This is a genomic window from Synechococcales cyanobacterium CNB, assembly GCA_030263455.1.
GTDB lineage: Bacteria > Planctomycetota > Phycisphaerae > Phycisphaerales > UBA1924 > CAADGN01.
Genome location: SZOZ01000011.1, coordinates 93,903 through 110,322, shown reverse-complemented (window position 1 = coordinate 110,322; position 16,420 = coordinate 93,903). Strand labels below are relative to the sequence as shown.

Annotated in this window: 15 protein-coding genes; 1 reads left to right on the top strand and 14 read right to left on the bottom strand. The window is 67.8% G+C overall.

Annotated elements, in window-relative coordinates; translation table 11 throughout:
- Nucleotides 1-5: 5 nt before the first annotated feature.
- The 13 genes from thpR to FBT69_11755 all read right to left on the bottom strand — a co-directional run bounded on the left by thpR (nt 6) and on the right by FBT69_11755 (nt 14,314).
- Entirely contained in the window at nt 6-563 is a 558-nt protein-coding gene (gene thpR / locus FBT69_11815; GenBank protein MDL1905479.1) for an RNA 2',3'-cyclic phosphodiesterase, read from the bottom strand.
- Nucleotides 557-1,468, bottom strand: coding sequence for an NAD(P)-dependent oxidoreductase (locus FBT69_11810; GenBank protein MDL1905478.1), 912 nt, complete (start codon nt 1,466-1,468; stop codon nt 557-559). Before FBT69_11810 ends, thpR begins: the two co-directional genes overlap by 7 nt.
- 21 nt (nt 1,469-1,489) lie before the next feature.
- Nucleotides 1,490-1,900 (bottom strand): GNAT family N-acetyltransferase, encoded by a 411-nt coding sequence (locus FBT69_11805; GenBank protein ID MDL1905477.1) that lies wholly within the window; start codon nt 1,898-1,900, stop codon nt 1,490-1,492.
- 83 nt (nt 1,901-1,983) lie between these two features.
- Entirely contained in the window at nt 1,984-3,210 is a 1,227-nt protein-coding gene (locus FBT69_11800; GenBank protein ID MDL1905476.1) for an SDR family oxidoreductase, read from the bottom strand.
- Nucleotides 2,952-3,722, bottom strand: a complete 771-nt coding sequence (locus FBT69_11795) for an aldo/keto reductase (protein ID MDL1905475.1) — start codon at nt 3,720-3,722, stop codon at nt 2,952-2,954. The genes FBT69_11800 and FBT69_11795 overlap by 259 nt, the downstream gene beginning before the upstream one ends.
- 44 nt (nt 3,723-3,766) lie before the next feature.
- Nucleotides 3,767-4,951, bottom strand: a complete 1,185-nt coding sequence (locus FBT69_11790) for an FAD-dependent oxidoreductase (GenBank protein MDL1905474.1) — start codon at nt 4,949-4,951, stop codon at nt 3,767-3,769.
- 5 nt (nt 4,952-4,956) lie between these two features.
- Nucleotides 4,957-5,592 carry a LysM peptidoglycan-binding domain-containing protein gene (locus FBT69_11785; GenBank protein MDL1905473.1) on the bottom strand — a complete coding sequence of 212 codons (636 nt, stop codon included), beginning with the start codon at nt 5,590-5,592 and terminating at the stop codon, nt 4,957-4,959.
- Nucleotides 5,592-9,047, bottom strand: a complete 3,456-nt coding sequence (gene secD, locus FBT69_11780) for a protein translocase subunit SecD (GenBank protein MDL1905472.1) — start codon at nt 9,045-9,047, stop codon at nt 5,592-5,594. Before secD ends, FBT69_11785 begins: the two co-directional genes overlap by 1 nt.
- A 57-nt stretch (nt 9,048-9,104) precedes the next feature.
- Nucleotides 9,105-9,437: a preprotein translocase subunit YajC gene (yajC, locus tag FBT69_11775; GenBank protein MDL1905471.1), complete on the bottom strand. Its 333-nt coding sequence runs from the start codon at nt 9,435-9,437 to the stop codon at nt 9,105-9,107.
- 232 nt (nt 9,438-9,669) lie between these two features.
- Nucleotides 9,670-10,923 carry a tRNA guanosine(34) transglycosylase Tgt gene (gene tgt / locus FBT69_11770; protein MDL1905470.1) on the bottom strand — a complete coding sequence of 418 codons (1,254 nt, stop codon included), beginning with the start codon at nt 10,921-10,923 and terminating at the stop codon, nt 9,670-9,672.
- Nucleotides 10,924-10,941: 18 nt separating this feature from the next.
- Nucleotides 10,942-11,829: a rhomboid family intramembrane serine protease gene (locus FBT69_11765; GenBank protein MDL1905469.1), complete on the bottom strand. Its 888-nt coding sequence runs from the start codon at nt 11,827-11,829 to the stop codon at nt 10,942-10,944.
- A 62-nt stretch (nt 11,830-11,891) separates the two neighbouring features.
- Nucleotides 11,892-12,950, bottom strand: coding sequence for a hypothetical protein (locus tag FBT69_11760; protein ID MDL1905468.1), 1,059 nt, complete (start codon nt 12,948-12,950; stop codon nt 11,892-11,894).
- 65 nt (nt 12,951-13,015) lie between these two features.
- Nucleotides 13,016-14,314, bottom strand: coding sequence for a phosphopyruvate hydratase (locus FBT69_11755; protein MDL1905467.1), 1,299 nt, complete (start codon nt 14,312-14,314; stop codon nt 13,016-13,018).
- Nucleotides 14,315-14,448: 134 nt separating this feature from the next.
- On the opposite strand from FBT69_11755, the gene FBT69_11750 reads away from it, so the two are divergent.
- Nucleotides 14,449-15,159, top strand: coding sequence for a hypothetical protein (locus FBT69_11750; protein MDL1905466.1), 711 nt, complete (start codon nt 14,449-14,451; stop codon nt 15,157-15,159).
- 14 nt (nt 15,160-15,173) lie between these two features.
- Here FBT69_11750 and FBT69_11745 read toward each other — a convergent pair whose 3' ends face one another.
- A complete protein-coding gene (locus tag FBT69_11745) occupies nt 15,174-16,400 on the bottom strand; it encodes an aminotransferase class V-fold PLP-dependent enzyme (protein ID MDL1905465.1) in 1,227 nt (408 codons plus the stop codon).
- Nucleotides 16,401-16,420: the final 20 nt, after the last annotated feature.

Genomic DNA, 16,420 nt, shown 5'->3' with positions numbered 1-16,420 from the left:
GGCGTTCAATCGCCGCGGTCGAGCGCGACACAGGCAACCTCGCGGTGCTCCGCCCCGATGGGCTTGAGCACGCTGCGCATCAGCGTGACCCGATCGACGACGAACGGCTCGCACTCGACAGGCTCGTCAAGGCGATCCGGCCGGTCGCCCGGTTGAAACCGGAGGAGGGTGAGGTGCGGTCGGAATCGTTCTGCCTCTCGCGAGTTTCGGGCGAGCCGCCTGGCGAGGCGACGCCGAATCTCCAGAAGCGGCGCTGGCGCGTCGGTTTCGGCGGCGACGAGGCGAGGCCGCCCACGTTCTGGGAGGGTGATGAGCCGGCGCGGCGTGAGCCAGAACGCCCCGAAGCCGGCGCACGACCGCTCGACCGACTCCGCGACCGCCGCGAGTTCACAGGGAGCACGATCGCCGATGAAAAGCAGCGTGAGGTGGACCTGCTCGGCGTGCGTGTCGCGCCCGGCACCGAGCGCCAGCCGGCTCACGGCACAACGAAGCACGCGGACGGTCTCATCAGGCGGATAGACGGCGACGAACAGTCTCGCTCTCGCTTCGTTGCCGCTCACGATCCGATGGTCCCGATGAGTTCACGCAGATGACGACGGATGCCCCCGTGGCCTCGGTCGAGCGAGACACCGAGCAGGTCACGGGCTGCCGAGACGTCGAACGTGTTGTTCGGCTGTTCCGGGCTGCTCGTGTCGATGTCGGCCCGCACGCCGAGTTCCTCCGCGGCCAGCCGTGCCCAATCGGCGTGGCGCGCGTAGCAATCGACGAGGTTGAAGGGTTGTCCGGCGACGCGGTCGTTGCCGACCGCCGCGACCGCAGCCGCCGCGACGTCCGCGACGTGGACCCACTTCCCTCCCCCGGGCTTGGAGTAACGGCCGGTTCTTCGAAGTTCAGCGACGATGTCCGCGCCGTGCGAGTCGGCAGGGTCCGGCTCGATGCCGTACACGCCGCACGGCCGCAGCGCGCACGTGTTCCGCCCCGATCCGGCGCGCTCCGCCCAGAGGAATGCCTCGATGGCGGCCTTGTGCGCACCGTACACGGAGTTCGGCCTCAGGGGATGGTCCTCGGTGATGACGCATCGGCCCGAGCCGTCCTTCGGGCGGGGCAGCATGTCGTGGTGTACCGCGATCGTGCTGATGAAGACGAACTGGCGCGGCGCAGATGCGTGCAGCAGTCGAATGGACGCGTCCAGGTTTGTTCGCAGATGCCATGCGAGGTCCACCGGCCTGGCACGCAACGGCGTCCAGTCGATGCTGTTGTGAATGATGCACTCGGCGCCCTCGAGCAGGGCAGGCCAACACGAATCGTCATCGTGCGAGCCGATGACGAAACGATCCACGAACGCTTCGACGTGGTCGCGACGGCTGGTCGGTCGTACGAGGCCGGTGACGCGATGACCCGCACTTGCGAGCTGACAGGCGATCGCGGAGCCGATGAACCCTGAAACCCCGGTAACGGCAACTCTCATGCGGGCACGATAGCGGACGTCTCAGGGCCGGATCGGCTTGCGGAAGCAGCGGATGTCGCACACCGGCTCGAATCCGAGGGCCAGGTGCGCCCGAAGCCCGGCGGGGTTGCTCAGTTCAGCGTCCGAGGCGAACTCCGTGCAGCCCTGCTCTGCAGCCCAGCGTTCGGCCGCGGCGACAAGCGTTCGTCCGACTCCCGCACCACGTGCTTCCTCCTCGACGAACCACCCTTCGAGATAGCCGACGGGTCCGACGCCGCAGCCCTCCGCGAAATCCCGCAACGAAACCTCCGCGAATCCGATCGGAGCGCCGTCTGGGCGCGTTGCCAGGAGGACAACGTGCCGCAGACCGTCGATGCGGCCAGCATCAAAGTACTCACACACGAACTTGTCGAGTCTGCTCACGAACCACTCGGGGCCGAGCCGTCCGCGCATGCGCACCCACGCCTCGGCCTGCTCGCGACGGATCGGCGCTACGACGACTTCCATGCCCGTCACCCTCCCCGCTCTCATCCGGACTAGTAGTTCGGCGTCGGCGCGCGGAAATCATCGAAACGGATCGTCCGGAAGTACTCGATCGTCTTGGCCAGACCCTCGGCTAGCGGCGTGCGCGGCTCCCAGCCCAGTTCCCGCTTCGCGAGCGAGATGTCCGGGCAGCGGCGACGCGGGTCGTCCTGCGGGATCGGACGATAGACGAGCCTTGACCGGCTGCCCGTCAGTTCGACGATGCGTTCCGCCAGTTCCCGCATCGTCACTTCGATGGGATTGCCGAGATTGACCGGACCGACGAGCGTGTCCGGCGCGGCCATCATCCGCAGCATCCCGTCCACGAGGTCGTCCACGTAACAGAACGAGCGGGTCTGGCTGCCGTCGCCGAAGAGGGTGACGTCCTCGCCGTTAAGCGCCTGGCGGATGAAGTTAGAGACCACGCGACCGTCGAACGGGTGCATCCGAGGGCCGTAGGTGTTGAAGATTCTCACCACGCGGATGTTGATCCGGTTCATGCGGTGGTAGTCGAAGAAGAGCGTCTCGGCCGCCCGCTTGCCCTCGTCGTAGCAGGCCCGCGGCCCGATCGGGTTCACGCTGCCGCGGTAGCTTTCGGGCTGCGGGTGCACGTCGGGGTCGCCGTACACCTCGCTCGTCGAGGCCTGCAGCACCTTCGCGCGGCATCGGCGCGCCATGCCCAGCGCGTGGATCGCACCGAGCACCGACGTCTTCATCGTCTTGATCGGGTTGTACTGGTAGTGCCCCGGCGCGGCGGGGCAGGCCAGGTTGTAGATCTCGTCCACTTCCAGGAAGAGGGGGTGTGTCACGTCATGGCGGATCAGTTCGAAGTTCGGCCGAGCGAGCAGGTGCGCGACGTTCTGCTTCTGACTCGTGAAGAAGTTGTCCACGCAGACCACGTCGTGACCGGCCTGCACCAGCCGGTCGCACAGGTGCGATCCGAGAAACCCCGCGCCGCCCGTCACCAGCACACGCTTGATGCTCACGATTTCACTCCGCCGATCGCGCGCTCGGCCGCGCGCACGTTGTACACGAGATGATCCGGGTTTGTCGTTCCCACGATAGCCGCGGTGACTCCGGGGCAGTCGAAGACGAAGCGGAGCGCGCGGTCCGCATCCCCGGCGTGCCCGCCGGCGAGCGGCTTTTTCACGAGCACGCCGAGGCCGCGGGCGTGCGCCCGTGCGATCGCGCCCGCCATTCCTGCATCCTGCTCGTTGTACGTCAGCATGACCACATCGCATCGTCCGATCGCACGATCCGCCCCCGCTTCGGTCTTCGTCGAAGCCCCGATCGCCCGCGTCAGCCCTCGTTCACGCAGGCGAGCGAGGACATCGTATGCGTCGTCCGCGGCCGCGCCGGCCTCGACGACGCCGTCCGAGTGCAGCAGCACCACGTCGAGGTAGTCCGTGCGTAGACGAGTCAGGCTGCGCTCGACGCTGCGCAAGAGCGATCCGGGAGAGAAGTCGTACCGCTGGTAGTACTCCTCGCCCGCTTTCGTCGCGATGACCCAATCCTCGCGCCGGCCCGGCAGGAGCGAGCCGAGCCGCTCTTCCGCCAGTCCGTACGCGGGCGCGGTGTCAATCAGGTTGACGCCGACTGCGCGGGCGCGCGACAGCAGTTCGAGCGCATCTTCGTCGGTAGGAATGCGAACCGGTCGCGGATACTTCAGCCCTTCCGCCCGTCCGAGCGCAACCGTGCCCAGCCCGAGCGGGCTGACCACGATCCCGGTTCTTCCCAGCGCACGCTGCGGCATCGAACGCTCCGAATCTGCGAACGAGGACAATACGCCGCCGGCGGCTACCGCCACTCGACGTCCGGCCGCTCCCACGGCGGCCGCGCTACGGGAGGCACGTCGCGACCCTGCAACGCGCGAACGTCAGCGTTCGTTCCCGCGTCGTGCCATGATGCCGCGACTTCGGCCGCGGCGAGCGGTGCGAGGGCAAGTTTCGTCGGCCACACCGCGGACACGTTCCCGAACCGCCGCACGATGAACGACTCCGGCCGCTTTCTGCCCGCCATCCGACCCTCGGCGCGGTCGATCCGAAGCGTTGCCCATCGGGCCTCGCGCAGGTCGAGCCAAGGCAGGCACGCGGCGAGCTCCGACTTTGCTCGATCGACCTGCTCGCTCGCGGACAGATCAACGCCTGACTCCGCGATGCCGCCGCCGAGGTACCAGACGGTCCGGTCCTGCCACGACGCGCTCGTCACGGTCAGTCTCGGCACGCCGGACAGGCCGACGCAGTGGCCGAACACTCGCACGGGCGCACGGTCGATCATCACCTGATGCAGCGGCCGACGCTGCATGGTGGAATCGGCGGCCGTGATGCCGGCGAGGAGGGCGGCATTTCTGTCACCTGCGGCGAGCACGACCGACGCGGCCTGCACGCTGACCATCTCATCACCGAACCGCACGACGCACGCCCACGAGTCCGAAGCCGCCGGTTCCAGTCGCGCCTCATCGACCTGGCACACTCGTTCTTCACCGGCCGCCGCGAGAGCGCGCACCAGGTCTGCCGGCTCGATCACGCGCTCGTCGGCCTCGTACACCTCCACCCCGCGCGGCGCGCTCGCGAACGCGCTCGGCACCTCCGTGCCCCGCAGCCTGCGCACGCTCGATCGAAACACCGCGGCGGCGCCTCGTGCCGCCAGCCTCGCGCCTGCCTCCGGCGCGGTCCACAGGTGCGTGCGTGTCGAGAGGATGCGCACGGTTTGCAGGTCGATCTCTCCGTGTCCACTGAGGCACGCATCCCACACTCGTGCCGCCTCGCCCAAGGCGCGAGCCTCGCGTGCGGCCTCGCCGGGGAGAGCGTACTTCACGCCCGCGTGGAGGATCCCCTGCGAGGCGATGGTCTGGCCGTCGCCGAGCGCGGTTCGCTCGAAGAGAACCGCGGCCAGCCCGCGCCGAACGGCCAGCGCGAGCGTCCACAGCCCGGTCACGCCCCCACCCACGATCGCTACGTCAATCCTCGCGCTCGCCGCCATCAGGCTCACCCGCTCCCCGGCGGCCCGCCGCGCGGTGGGAGCAGGATCACCTGTCCGACGCGCAGGCTGTCGCGCGAACGCAGGCGGTCCCGGTTCGCCTCGAAGATGCGGTCGGCCTCGCGTGTGGTGCCGTAGAAGGTTCTGGCGATGCCCGTCAGCGTGTCGCCCTGCTTCACCACGTACTCCACAGGCATCAGCGGCTCGGTGGGCGCTTCTCCCGCGATCGGCCTCCCCTGCACGTTCGTCGGATCAACAGGAAGGCGAAGGGTCTGCCCCGCCCGCAACCGATCCGGGCTGACGAACGGGTTCGCTCGCGCTACAGCCTCGGCGTAGCGAGCGCTGCCGTAGCGGGCGCGGGCGATCGACTGGAACGTGTCCCTCCCCTTGACGACGTATTCCTCGAACTCCGGAGGCTCAACCGCGGGGCCTCGGCGATCGGGCGGCGCCGCTGCCGTGCCGGTTTCGATCGGTGCATCGTCGCCGTCCGCGATCGCGTCCGCTGCGTCGGCCACACCGCCGAAGGAGATCGGCGGCGCTGGCGGCTCGACCGCCCAGTAGACGGCGACCCACACCAGCGCCAACGCCGCGAACCCACCCAGAAGCCGGTACGCTCCGCCGCGCATCTCGACCTCCTGCCCCATCACGCCGGCTCTTCGGGCGGCGGTGCAGTGGAGCGATCCGCCCTGTGCGACCACACGAGCGGCGCGGCCACGGCGATCGACGAGTAGGTGCCGATGCCGATCCCTATGAGCATGGCGTAGGCGAATCCACGCACGCCGTCGCCGCCGTAGACGTACATGATCAAAATCGCCAGGAGTGTCGTGCCGGACGTGATGACCGTTCGGCTGATGGTCTGGTTAATCGAGAGGTTGATGACCTCCGCGCTCGCGTAAGGCAGCTTGCCGCGGTTCTCGCGGACGCGGTCCATGACGATGATGGTATCGTTGAGCGAGTATCCGATGATGGTGAGCAGCGCGGCTACGAGCGTGAGGTCGATCTTGAAGGGGAGGATGCCGAGAGCCTGCGCAACCCCCTGCGTTGGCCCCCAGTCGTAGACGATCTCAGCCAGCGCGATCAGTCCGATGCAGGTGAGGCAGTCGTGGACGAGGCAGATGATGGCCGCGAGCGAGTAGCGTGCCGACCCGAATCGGACCCAGATGTAGATCATGATGAGCAGGAGCGAGAGGAAGACCGCGACAATCGCCTGGGCGCGGAAGGTCTCGGCGATCGCGGGGCTGAAGCTCTGCACGCTGGCGAGCGTGGTCGTGCGTCCGAGGGCCTCGTTGACGAGTTGCCATTCGCGCATCGCCAGTTCGGCACGCCACCGATCCTCGTTCTCGAGGTAGTTCACGCCCTCCTCGGCCGCGAGCAGCACGGCGGTGCGCACGCCGCTCGCGTCCTCCTCGAGCGCCCGGACCTCCCACGTCCTGCCGAGGGTGTCGCTGAAATCCTGCTGCTGACGCATCTGCTCGATCCGGGTTCGCAGGCCCTCGAGGGTCGGTCTCGGGTCGAGGTCTTCGATGACGATCGCGACGCCGCCGGTGTATTCACGCACTACGTCGCGGTACTGGGGGCGGTTGATGTCCTCGCCGAGGATGCCGCGGACGTTGAGCAGCGGGTAGACAGGGGCGGCGGCGAGGTCGAGGCCGGCCCCGCGGAAGACAAGCGGGGGGCGTGAATCGAGCACGTCGGCGAAGGCGGTTGCCAGGGCGTTGACGACGGTCGTTTCGTCGGTCACGAGGCTCTTGATCTCGAAGCGATCGGAGGTGATGCCGTCGGTTGCGGGATCGATGGTGACGATCTGTGCCCGGCGCAGCTCGGCGAGGCGTGCCTCCTGCCCCGTACCCTCGCCCAGAGCGCGGACGCGGCTCTCGACCTCGGGGCGTGTCAGCGTCACGCGGCGTCCCGTTTCCTCGTCGATGCTGAACTGGAGCGTGACCTTCGTGCCGCCGCGGAACTCGGTGTCGAACATCTCGCCGCGCTGAAAGTAGACCATCCACAGCCCGATGCCGACGTAGATGGAGGAAATGACAATGAAGCCGTAGCGCATCCGCAGCCAGTTGATCTTCGGTTCGAGGGCCCGGTCGATCGCGGGCAGGACGGTGGGCAGCATCCGGATGCGGCGCCACATGCCGAACTCGAGGAGAGCATCGAACATCAGCCGCGTGATAACGAGGGCGGAGAACATGGTCGTCACGACGCCGATGCCGAGGGTGATGGCGAATCCGCGGATCTCCTGCGTCCCGAGGTATGCCAGGACCACGCAGACGATGAGGTTCGTGACGTTGCCGTCCACGATGCTGGACATCGCCTTCGAGAAGCCGAGGCGCACGGCAGGGCGGATGTCCAGCCCGGCCCGCAACTCCTCGCGGATGCGCTCGTAGATCAGGACGTTTGCGTCCACCGCCATGCCGAAGGTCAGGATGATCCCGGCGATGCCGGGCAGCGTGAACGCGGCCGAGTTCAGCGCCATCGCGCCGAGGAGCAGCATGGCGTTGCAGCACAGCCCGACGACGGCCAGCGCGCCGCATCGGAAGTAGTACACGACCATGAACCCCGCGACGGCGACGAACGCGATGATGCCCGCGCGCAGGCCCTCCCGCAGCTTGTCCGCGCCGAAGTCCGGGCCGACGGTGTTGCGGCTGATCGGCTCGGGGGAGAGCTTGTTCTGCAGCGCGCCGGCGGCCAGCACCTGGATGATGTAGCGCAGCTCCTCGTTCGAGAAGTCGCCGGAGATCAGGCCCGACCTCGAGATGCGGCTGCGCAGCGTGGGTGCGGTGTAGACCTCGTCGTCGAGCACGATCGCCATCTTCTTCCCGACGTGCTTTTCGGTGAGCGCGCCGAGCAACGAGGCGCCCACCGTGTCCATCTCGAAGGCGATCGCGGGCTTGCCGACCTCGTCCGCTCCCTGGCGAGCGCGGGCAACCTGCCATGGACGATCCGGGTCCGGCGCGAGCCTGTAGCCGGCCCGGTCCCAGCAGAGCATGTAGTACTCGCCGTCGTACTCGTCGACAACGTAGCCCCGGGCGCGGAAGTACTCCGCAGGGTTCGCCTCCAGGGCACGGAGTTCCTGCACGTCGTTGTACCAGTTCTCGACCCGGTTGATCTTGTACCACGCCTTATCGCGCGATCTCGCGCTGCGCGGTCCGCTCTCGAGCAACTCAGCCCGAAGGCGCGCCTCCTCGGCCGGATCGTCGCCCGGATCGACCGTGATCCGGAACGCGAGCACGCCCGACGCACGCAGCAACCTCACCAGGTCCGACGGATCGTCCAGCGTCGTCCGGACCGCCTCGTACGCCTCGTAACTCGCCCTCACGCGGTCGATCGAATCGGCGTAGGTGGGGTAGCGTTCCTTCAGCCTTGAGAGCGCCCGGTCGCGGGGGCTGGGCAGTTCGACGTAGGTGTTCGTCTGCGAGTCGCGAAGCGTACGCCGGCGGCTGGACTGCTCGACGGCGCGGCGAAGTTCCGCGGGTGTGAGCGACGCTCGCAACAGGTCGTCGCGGGCCGTGTCGTAGGCGAGTTCGGCCTCGGCGGCAGCGCGGGCGAGACGGAGAAGCTCGTCGGTATCCGGCTGCTCCGCGCCGGCCGCGGCGTCGTACGCGGCGCGGGCCATCCGGGCGGTGTCGTAGACCGCCGCCAGTTCGCGCAGGCGTGCGGCGCGGGCCTCGTTTCCGCCAGCGAGGCGGGCAAGTTCGGCCTCACGTCTCTCGGGAGGCATGGCGATCACTCGTTCGAGCCGCTGACGAGGGATCGCCATCTCGCCGACCGAGTCCAGCATCGCCTCGTACTCGGCCCGCTTCTCCTTCACACGCGGACCGGGCAGGGGCATCGTGATCTCGATCCGGTCGCGCCCCTGCGAGACCATCGTGATCTGGTACAGCCCGTTCGGGTCGACGCGGCGTTTGAGCACCTCGATGACGCGAGACATGGTTTCGGAGGCGTTCTCCTCGGGGCCGATCGCCACCGAGTAGATCAGGCTGACACCACCGCTCAGGTCCTTGCCAAGGCGCAGTTTCTTCTCCGGCGGCACGATGGCCAGCCCGAAGAACAGGAGCGCCACGATCACCAACGCCGCTCTCAGACCGAGGTTCCGCATGGCCGTCCGTCTTTGTTCAGGGGTGCCGGCCAGTGCGTGCCGGCGTCGCGCTGGCCGTCACACCGAGGCCGTTTCCGCTTCTTCTTCCGATTTGTCCTCGGCCCCGTTCGACGAACGGTCCCGGCTCTCCCGCAGCACCGTCTGGACCGCGCTCCGCGCGAACCGGATCCGCGTGTTGTTGTGCTCGTCCACGCGGAGCAGCACCGTGTCGTCCCTCAGCTCGTGAATGACGCCCTGCATCCCGCCGATCATCTGCACGCGGTCGCCCTTCTTGAGAGCGGCGAGCATCTCGGCCACGCGCCGCTTCTCCTTGCGGCCCTGCATCGCAGTCATCACCAGCATGAACACCATCAGGCCCAGCAGGATGAAGATGAACGATCCGCCGAACATCGAAGGCGGCGCTCCCTGCGGCCCCGCCGGCGGCAGACCCGCTGAACCGTTTCCCTGGAGACCGGGCACGTATCCCTCCCCCGCATCCTGGGCCAGGGTCCATGGGACGATGATGCTCGCATTCTCGACCATCCGTTGCGGCTCCCATCCCCCGGAAGGCCATCGATCCGGCCCGACCGGGGCTACCCACCTGCCAAGCGTCACCTTCGACGCCCACCACCAAGGCCTCGCCCTACGACCGCAGGGACGCCGGCAGTCCCTCCGCCGCCCGGGGCCACGCCCGGGCAAGCGAGAGCCAGTCATCTTCTACCACCGCCCGCCGGATATCAAACATCACCCTCTGGAAGAGCCGGAGGTTGTGCAAGCTGACCAGGATCGGCCCGAGCATCTCCTCGGCCATGAACAGATGCCGGATGTAGCCCCGAGAGAAACAGTCCCCCTTCGGCGCCCCCCACCCGTGGTGGGCCGGGTCGCAGGCCGGGCAGTCGCATCCCGGCTCGATCGGCTGGGGGTCGGTCGTGTGCTCCGCGTTGCGAAGACGGAGGATGCCGGTTCGCGTGAAGGCCTGACCGTTGCGGCCGTTTCGGGTCGGCAGGACGCAGTCGAACATGTCCACGCCGGCGAGCACCGCCGCTACGAGGTCTCGCTCGTAGCCGACACCCATCAGATAGCGAGGCTTGTCCGTCGGCAGTCTCGGCGCGGTGAACGCCGTGACCTCGGCAATTCGGGCGTGGTCTTCACCGACTGCGACCCCGCCGATGGCGTAGCCCGGCAGGTCCACGCCGCAGACACGCTCGACACACCACGCCCGCGCGTCGAGGTCCGTGCCGCCCTGCACGATGCCGAAGAGCGCTTGATCGTTCGGGCGGGCGTGGGCCTGCCTGCACCGTTCGAGCCACCGGATCGTGCGTTCGTTCGCTGCGCGCAAACGAGCGGCGTGGTCGTATTCACCCTGCCCGGCCGAATCGCGGGCCGCCGCGAGTCGGAGGCGTGTCTGGTTGGCCGCGCCGGCCGTCGGATCGATCGAGGGTGGGCAGTCGTCGAAGGCCATGATGATGTCCGCGCCAAGGGCGTTCTGGACCTCGATCGACCGCTCGGGCGTGAGTCGCACACTGCCGCCGTCCACGATCGAGCGGAACGTGACGCCGTCGTCGTCGATGGCATTGCGGTCGGCCATCGAGTAGGCCTGGTAGCCGCCGGAGTCGGTGAGAATCGGCCCGGCCCAGCCCGTGAAGCGATGCAGCCCGCCGAGTGAGCGGATGACCTGCTCGCCCGGGCGGAGCAGCAGGTGAAAGGTGTTGCAGAGCATCACCTCGGTTCCCGTCGCGGCCAGCAGCGGCGGCACGATACCCTTGACCGTACCCTTGGTGCCGACGGCCATGAACGCAGGCGTCTCGAACGATCCGTGGGGCGTCGTGATCCGTCCCACGCGTGCACCGGATCGGCGCGATCGGGCATGGATTTCGAACCGCAAGGCACCACCCATTCGCCACTCCGACCCGGCCTACCTGGTGCCGCGTTTGGATTCGGTTTCGCGCTGAAGGATGCGCTTCTCGCGTTCGGTCAGGCTTCCAAGGCCCTCTTGTCGGACCTTCTCCAGCACTCTGCCGACCTCATCCTCGTTGGTCGAGCGGCGTTCGGCGCGCTGCGAGCCGCCCTCGCGCCGCGAATCCTTCAGCACGTCGAAGAAGTCTCGCAGAAGGTGCGAGTTGCGGATGAAGAAGAACCCCGCGGCCGCGCCACCGAGGTGAGCCGCATCGCCGCCGGCATTCGCCCCTCCAGCGAGCAGGTTGACCGCGGCCAGCGCGACGTAGCCGTAGGCAAACCACTTCATCCGGAGCGGGATGGGCGGGAAGATGAGTTGAACGATCGTGTTCGGGGCGATGTAGGCGCAGGCCATGATGACGCCGAAGACGCCCGCTGAGGCGCCGACGAGCGGGGTGGCCGCGTCGTGGAAGAGCACGCCCGGCAGCGCGAGTCCCGGGATCTGCCCGAGCAGATTCAGCAGGAGGTAGGCGAGGCCGCCGAAGATGCCACAGACGAGGTAGAAGGCGAGGTATTTTTTTCGACCGAGGTATTGCTCGACGAGACCGCCGAAGACGAACAGGCCGAACATGTTGAAGAAGAGGTGCCAGATCGTGCTCGGGCTGTGGAGGAACTGGAACGTGACCAGTCGCCACACTTCGAGTTCCTGGAACCCCTTCTTCGTGGAGAAGTGGCCGACCTCGTAGAGCCAGGGGAACAGCACCGTGTTCGCCAGCACGTGGATTGCGACGTTGACGATGATGAGCCAGGTGTTGATGGAGAGCGCGCTGACGCGAGCGACACGCCGTCCGGGCACGCCGCCCCCGCCGCCATCGCGTCGTGCGTATTCACGGTCGTAGATGCCCATCGCGCCGCGCCGCTCCGTTCCGTGGATGCGCCGGCCCTGCCCCGGCCGCCGAGTCGCCCATCCTAGCCGCCCGTGCGCTTGCGCTCCGTCGCCCGCTGGAGAGCCTTGCGCTCGGCCCGCGTCAGGCTGTCCATTCCCTGCTCGCTGATCTTGGCGAGGATGCGGTCAACCTCGGCCTGTTCCTCCGCCTCGCGCTGGCGGCGTCGTTCGTCGGCCCTGCTCGGCTCTTCGGGCGGCTCGTCCCGGAGGGACGAGGCGAACTCGCTCTCTTCGCCCGCGACCAGCGCCAGCCGGCGACGCTCGAACCAGCAGACCAGCCCGCCGAACAGGGCGATCGCCATGAGCACCGTTTCGCGCCCGATCGCCGCGACGACGAAGAGAGCGACGGCGGCGACCAGCCCAACGACGCAGGCCGTCCGCATGGATGCCGCGTACCCCGACCTCGCCCAGAGCGAGGCCTGAAGGATTCGCCCGCCATCCATGGGGAACATCGGCACGAGGAGGTTGAAAGCGAGGAGCACGACGTTCATGTAGTGGAGCCACCAGGCTGCCACCACGAGCCAGAGCACGAGACTGTTGGATGCCGAAAAGCCGCCGAGCGCGAGTTCGGGTCTGAAGGGGTTGAAAAAGACCGCGGACCACTCTCCCGTGGCGAGATAAACCGCGGTTGCCAGCACGGGAAGCAGGACGACGTTCACGAGCGGTCCGCCGAGGGCTGTCCAGAGGTGCGCCCGCCAGTCGTCGGGCACCTGGCACATCGCCAGCCCGCCGAGGGGCCACATGACAATTTCGTCCGCGTCGCCGCCGATGCGTCTGGCCGTGAAGCAGTGCCCGTACTCGTGCAGGAGTACGAGCAGAAAGAGACAGCCCAGCCCCGTCGCGGTGTAGAGCGGGCCGATGTCCAGCCACAGCGAATGCACGATCTGCCCGACGACCATCAGGATGAAGACCACGTGCAATCGCACGCGGATGCCCCACGCCGAGTAGAGCGGCACGGCCCAGGTCAACGGGTTCTCGCCGTCGCCAAAGACACGACGCAGGGTGTGCCGAAACCACCCTCCTCCGCGGCTGTCCCACGAAGGAGGCTCGACCGACCCGTGCCTGTCCGCGCCGCGCATCATCGACCGTTCACCTGCTGGCCGCCTTGAACATCAAACCAACCGATGCGAACGCGGTTGCACGTTCGTCACCGCCCCCACGTGACCGATCCGTACACCGCCGCTTCACCCAGGTCTTCCGCGATCCGAAGCAACTGGTTGTACTTCGCGTTTCGATCGCTTCGGCAGGGTGCTCCGGTCTTGATCTGGCCGCAGTTCACCGCCACGGCCAGGTCGGCGATCGTCGCGTCCTCGGTCTCGCCCGAGCGGTGGCTCATCACGGCGGCGTACCCGTTGCGCATCGCCAGGTTCACGGCCTCGAAGGTTTCGCTGAGCGTGCCGATCTGGTTCACCTTGACGAGGATTGCGTTCGCGCACCCCTCGTCAAGCCCGCGGCGCAGCATGGCCGGGTTCGTGACGAAGAGGTCATCGCCGACCAGTTGCACCTTCTCTCCGAGCCGGGCGGTCAGCCGCTTCCATCCGCTCCAGTCGTTCTCTGCCAGACCGTCCTCGATCGACCGGATCGGGTACTTCTCGCACCAGGAGGCGAGCAGCCCGATCAGGTCGTCCGACGAGAGCACCTCGCCGCTGGACTTGAAGAGCTTGTAGCCTGTCTTCCCCTCTGCGGCGGCCTCGTTCCAGAGTTCGCTCATCGCGGGGTCGAGGGCGACGAAGACCTGCTCGCCCCACTTGTAACCGGCCCTGGCGACGGCTTCCTCGATGATCTTCAGGGCATCCTCGTTGCCCTTGAGGTCCGGCGCGAAGCCGCCCTCGTCCCCCACCGCCGTCGAGAGCCGATGCTTCTTCAGCACGCCTTTGAGTGCGTGGTAGATCTCGACGCCTGCCCGAAGCGCCTCGCCAAAGTCGTCGAAGCCCCACGGCTGGACCATGAACTCCTGGAAGTCCACGGTATTGTCGGCGTGCTTGCCGCCGTTGATGATGTTGAACATCGGGACGGGCAATACCTTCGCCGCGCTCCCCCCGAGGTAGCGGTACAACGGCAGGCCGCACCCCTGCGCCGCGGCCTTGGCCGTCGCCATCGAGACGCCGAGGATCGCGTTCGCGCCCAACTCGGCCTTGTTGGGCGTGCCGTCGAGTTCGCGCATGACCGAATCCACGACCTCCTGCTCTCGTGCGTCCAGCCCCTCGACCGCGGGCGCGATCCGCTCGATCACGTTCTCCACTGCCCGCATGACGCTTTTGCCGAGGTACACACCCGGCTCGCCGTCGCGGAGTTCGATCGCTTCGTGCTCGCCGGTGGACGCCCCGCTGGGGACGGCAGCCCTGCCGCTGGCACCGCCAGCGAGGACAACTTCCGCCTCCAGCGTCGGGTTGCCCCGAGAGTCCAGCACCTGACGAGCGTGAACGATCTCGATGTCGAAGTCCATGCCGTGGCCCCTGTCCGCACGCCGTGCGACATTGCGTCAGCGTGGACCGCAGCATAGCCGCCGGTCAATCTGTTCCGCCGCCTTGCCCGCTCCCTCGGGGGTGGTATGTTTCTACACTTCCCGAGAAGGTGCCCATGCCCACGACCCACGAAGGCTTCTCGCAGCGACTGCTCCGGCTGAAGGCCGATCTGGCGGCCCAGGGCGGCCGCGTGCAGGCGATGTTCGAGGACGCCTGCGAGGCGGTCTTCGCGGGGGACGAGGGCGCGGCCTCCTCGGTCGTCGAGCGCGATGACGAGATCGACCGCGTGGACGTCGCCATCGAGAAGGCATCGGTGAAACTCCTCACGGACGCCACCAACGACGGCGCAGCCCTCGACGCCGCCCAACTCCGCGCTGTCTTGACCGTGGTGAAGGTCAACAACGAACTCGAGCGTGCCGCGGACGCCGCAGTCGTCATCGCCGAGTGCGTGCCCGCCATCCGCCCGTTCCGGGAATCGATCCCGGGAACCTTTCGCGTGCTCACGAACAGCGTCGTCGGCATCCTCCGCGACGTGAACCGGGCTTTCGAGCGGAACGATGCCGCCCTCGCGCGGCTCGTTCTTCAGAGCGAGGACACGGTCGAGGCGTTCAAGAGCGGCCTGCTCCGCGAGGCCGAGGAACGAGTCGCCGCGGGGACCATGCCCGTCGATCTCGCCTTCGTGCTGCACGAACTGGCGAACCAGTGCGAGCGAATCGCCGACCACGCGACGAACATCGCGGAACAGGTCATCTATCTCGCCTCTGGCGCGATCGTCCGTCACACCGATGCCGGCTGGGTCGATCTGCCCGACATCGCCCGCAACTGACGGCATCGCATCGACTACCGCGCCCTGCCGAAGCCGACCGATCGCTCGCTCCTCGCTTCCGACGCGGCCGCGACCATCGCTCGCATCGCGCCACGGACGGCTTGCTCGTCGACAAACGGCCCGATGCTCAGGCGAACAGCCCCGCCGCTCTCAAGCGTGCCGAGCGCGGCGTGCGCTCGCGGGGCACAATGCAGCCCCGCCCGCGTCAGAAATCCTCGCTCCTCGAGGCCCGACGCAAGGACCGCGGGTCCAACCGCCTCGTGTGTGAATGAGAATACGCCGACACGGCCCTCAACACAGTCTGGCCCGAGCAGGCGAAACCCGTCTCTGGCGCCGGGCATCGCGTCGAGCACTGCTTCGATCAGTCGAGCCTCGTGCGTCCGCAAACGATCCACGCCGCGGTCGAGCAGCCAGTCGGCCGCAGCGGACAGCCCCGCGATGCCGGGCGTGTTGTGCGAACCCGGCTCGAAGCGATCCGGGAGCGCGACCGGTTGCACGTCTGATTCGCTCGCGCTGCCGGTCCCGCCTTCCCGCAGCGGTTCGAGCAGAGTCTCCATGCCGGGCCGGAGGTACAAACCACCCGTGCCGAGCGGACCGAGCAGCCCCTTGTGTCCCGGGAAGGCAAGCAGGTCGATCCCCATCGACGTCACGTTCATCGGCAGGTGGCCGAGCGACTGCGACGCATCGACCAGCAAAGGCACGCCGAGCCTTTTGCACGCGGAACCGATGCCCTCGACCGGCTGGATCGTGCCCGTCACGTTGCTGGCGTGAACGACGATGACGAGTGCCGTCCAGGGGACGATCGCCGCTTCTACGTCTGCTGCTTCGACCAGCCCACTCTCGGGGTCGGCGTCCACGCACGTCCACGACGCCTCGCCGCTCTCGGCCATGGCGTTGAGGGGACGCAGCACGGAGTTGTGGTCCATCGCCGTGGTGACGACGTGCGCAGTGCGGCCAGGATTCCGGCGATTCCAGGCCCGCACGACACCCTTCATGCCCAGGTTGAGAGCGTCGGTCGCATTGAGCGTGAAGACGACCTGCCCACCGCGCTCGCCGCCGATGAGTTCGCTGAGCCGCGTCCGGCAGCGGGAGACGATGGCCGCCCCCTCCCGCGCTGTCGAGTAGGCGCCCCGCCCCGGCGACGCTCCGACACGGCGCATGTAGTCCAGCACCGCCTCGTGAACGCATGCGGGCTTCGGGAAACTCGTCGCGGCGTTGTCGAGGTAGATCGGCTGGGGCATCTCGCGCGATCCTACGCGCG

Bases quoted from the DNA above. Each gene is read 5' to 3' on its own strand.
- tgt (MDL1905470.1), bottom strand. From the start codon at position 10,923: ATGGGTGGTGCCTTGCGGTTCGAAATCCATGCCCGATCGCGCCGATCC.
- FBT69_11765 (MDL1905469.1), bottom strand. From the start codon at position 11,829: ATGGGCATCTACGACCGTGAATACGCACGACGCGATGGCGGCGGGGGC.
- FBT69_11760 (MDL1905468.1), bottom strand. From the start codon at position 12,950: ATGATGCGCGGCGCGGACAGGCACGGGTCGGTCGAGCCTCCTTCGTGG.
- secD (MDL1905472.1), bottom strand. From the start codon at position 9,047: ATGCGGAACCTCGGTCTGAGAGCGGCGTTGGTGATCGTGGCGCTCCTG.
- FBT69_11790 (MDL1905474.1), bottom strand. From the start codon at position 4,951: ATGGCGGCGAGCGCGAGGATTGACGTAGCGATCGTGGGTGGGGGCGTG.
- FBT69_11755 (MDL1905467.1), bottom strand. From the start codon at position 14,314: ATGGACTTCGACATCGAGATCGTTCACGCTCGTCAGGTGCTGGACTCT.
- FBT69_11805 (MDL1905477.1), bottom strand. From the start codon at position 1,900: ATGCGCGGACGGCTCGGCCCCGAGTGGTTCGTGAGCAGACTCGACAAG.
- FBT69_11750 (MDL1905466.1), top strand. From the start codon at position 14,449: ATGCCCACGACCCACGAAGGCTTCTCGCAGCGACTGCTCCGGCTGAAG.
- yajC (MDL1905471.1), bottom strand. From the start codon at position 9,437: ATGTTCGGCGGATCGTTCATCTTCATCCTGCTGGGCCTGATGGTGTTC.
- FBT69_11795 (MDL1905475.1), bottom strand. From the start codon at position 3,722: ATGCCGCAGCGTGCGCTGGGAAGAACCGGGATCGTGGTCAGCCCGCTC.
- FBT69_11800 (MDL1905476.1), bottom strand. From the start codon at position 3,210: ATGCGATGTGGTCATGCTGACGTACAACGAGCAGGATGCAGGAATGGC.
- FBT69_11785 (MDL1905473.1), bottom strand. From the start codon at position 5,592: ATGGGGCAGGAGGTCGAGATGCGCGGCGGAGCGTACCGGCTTCTGGGT.
- FBT69_11745 (MDL1905465.1), bottom strand. From the start codon at position 16,400: ATGCCCCAGCCGATCTACCTCGACAACGCCGCGACGAGTTTCCCGAAG.
- FBT69_11810 (MDL1905478.1), bottom strand. From the start codon at position 1,468: ATGAGAGTTGCCGTTACCGGGGTTTCAGGGTTCATCGGCTCCGCGATC.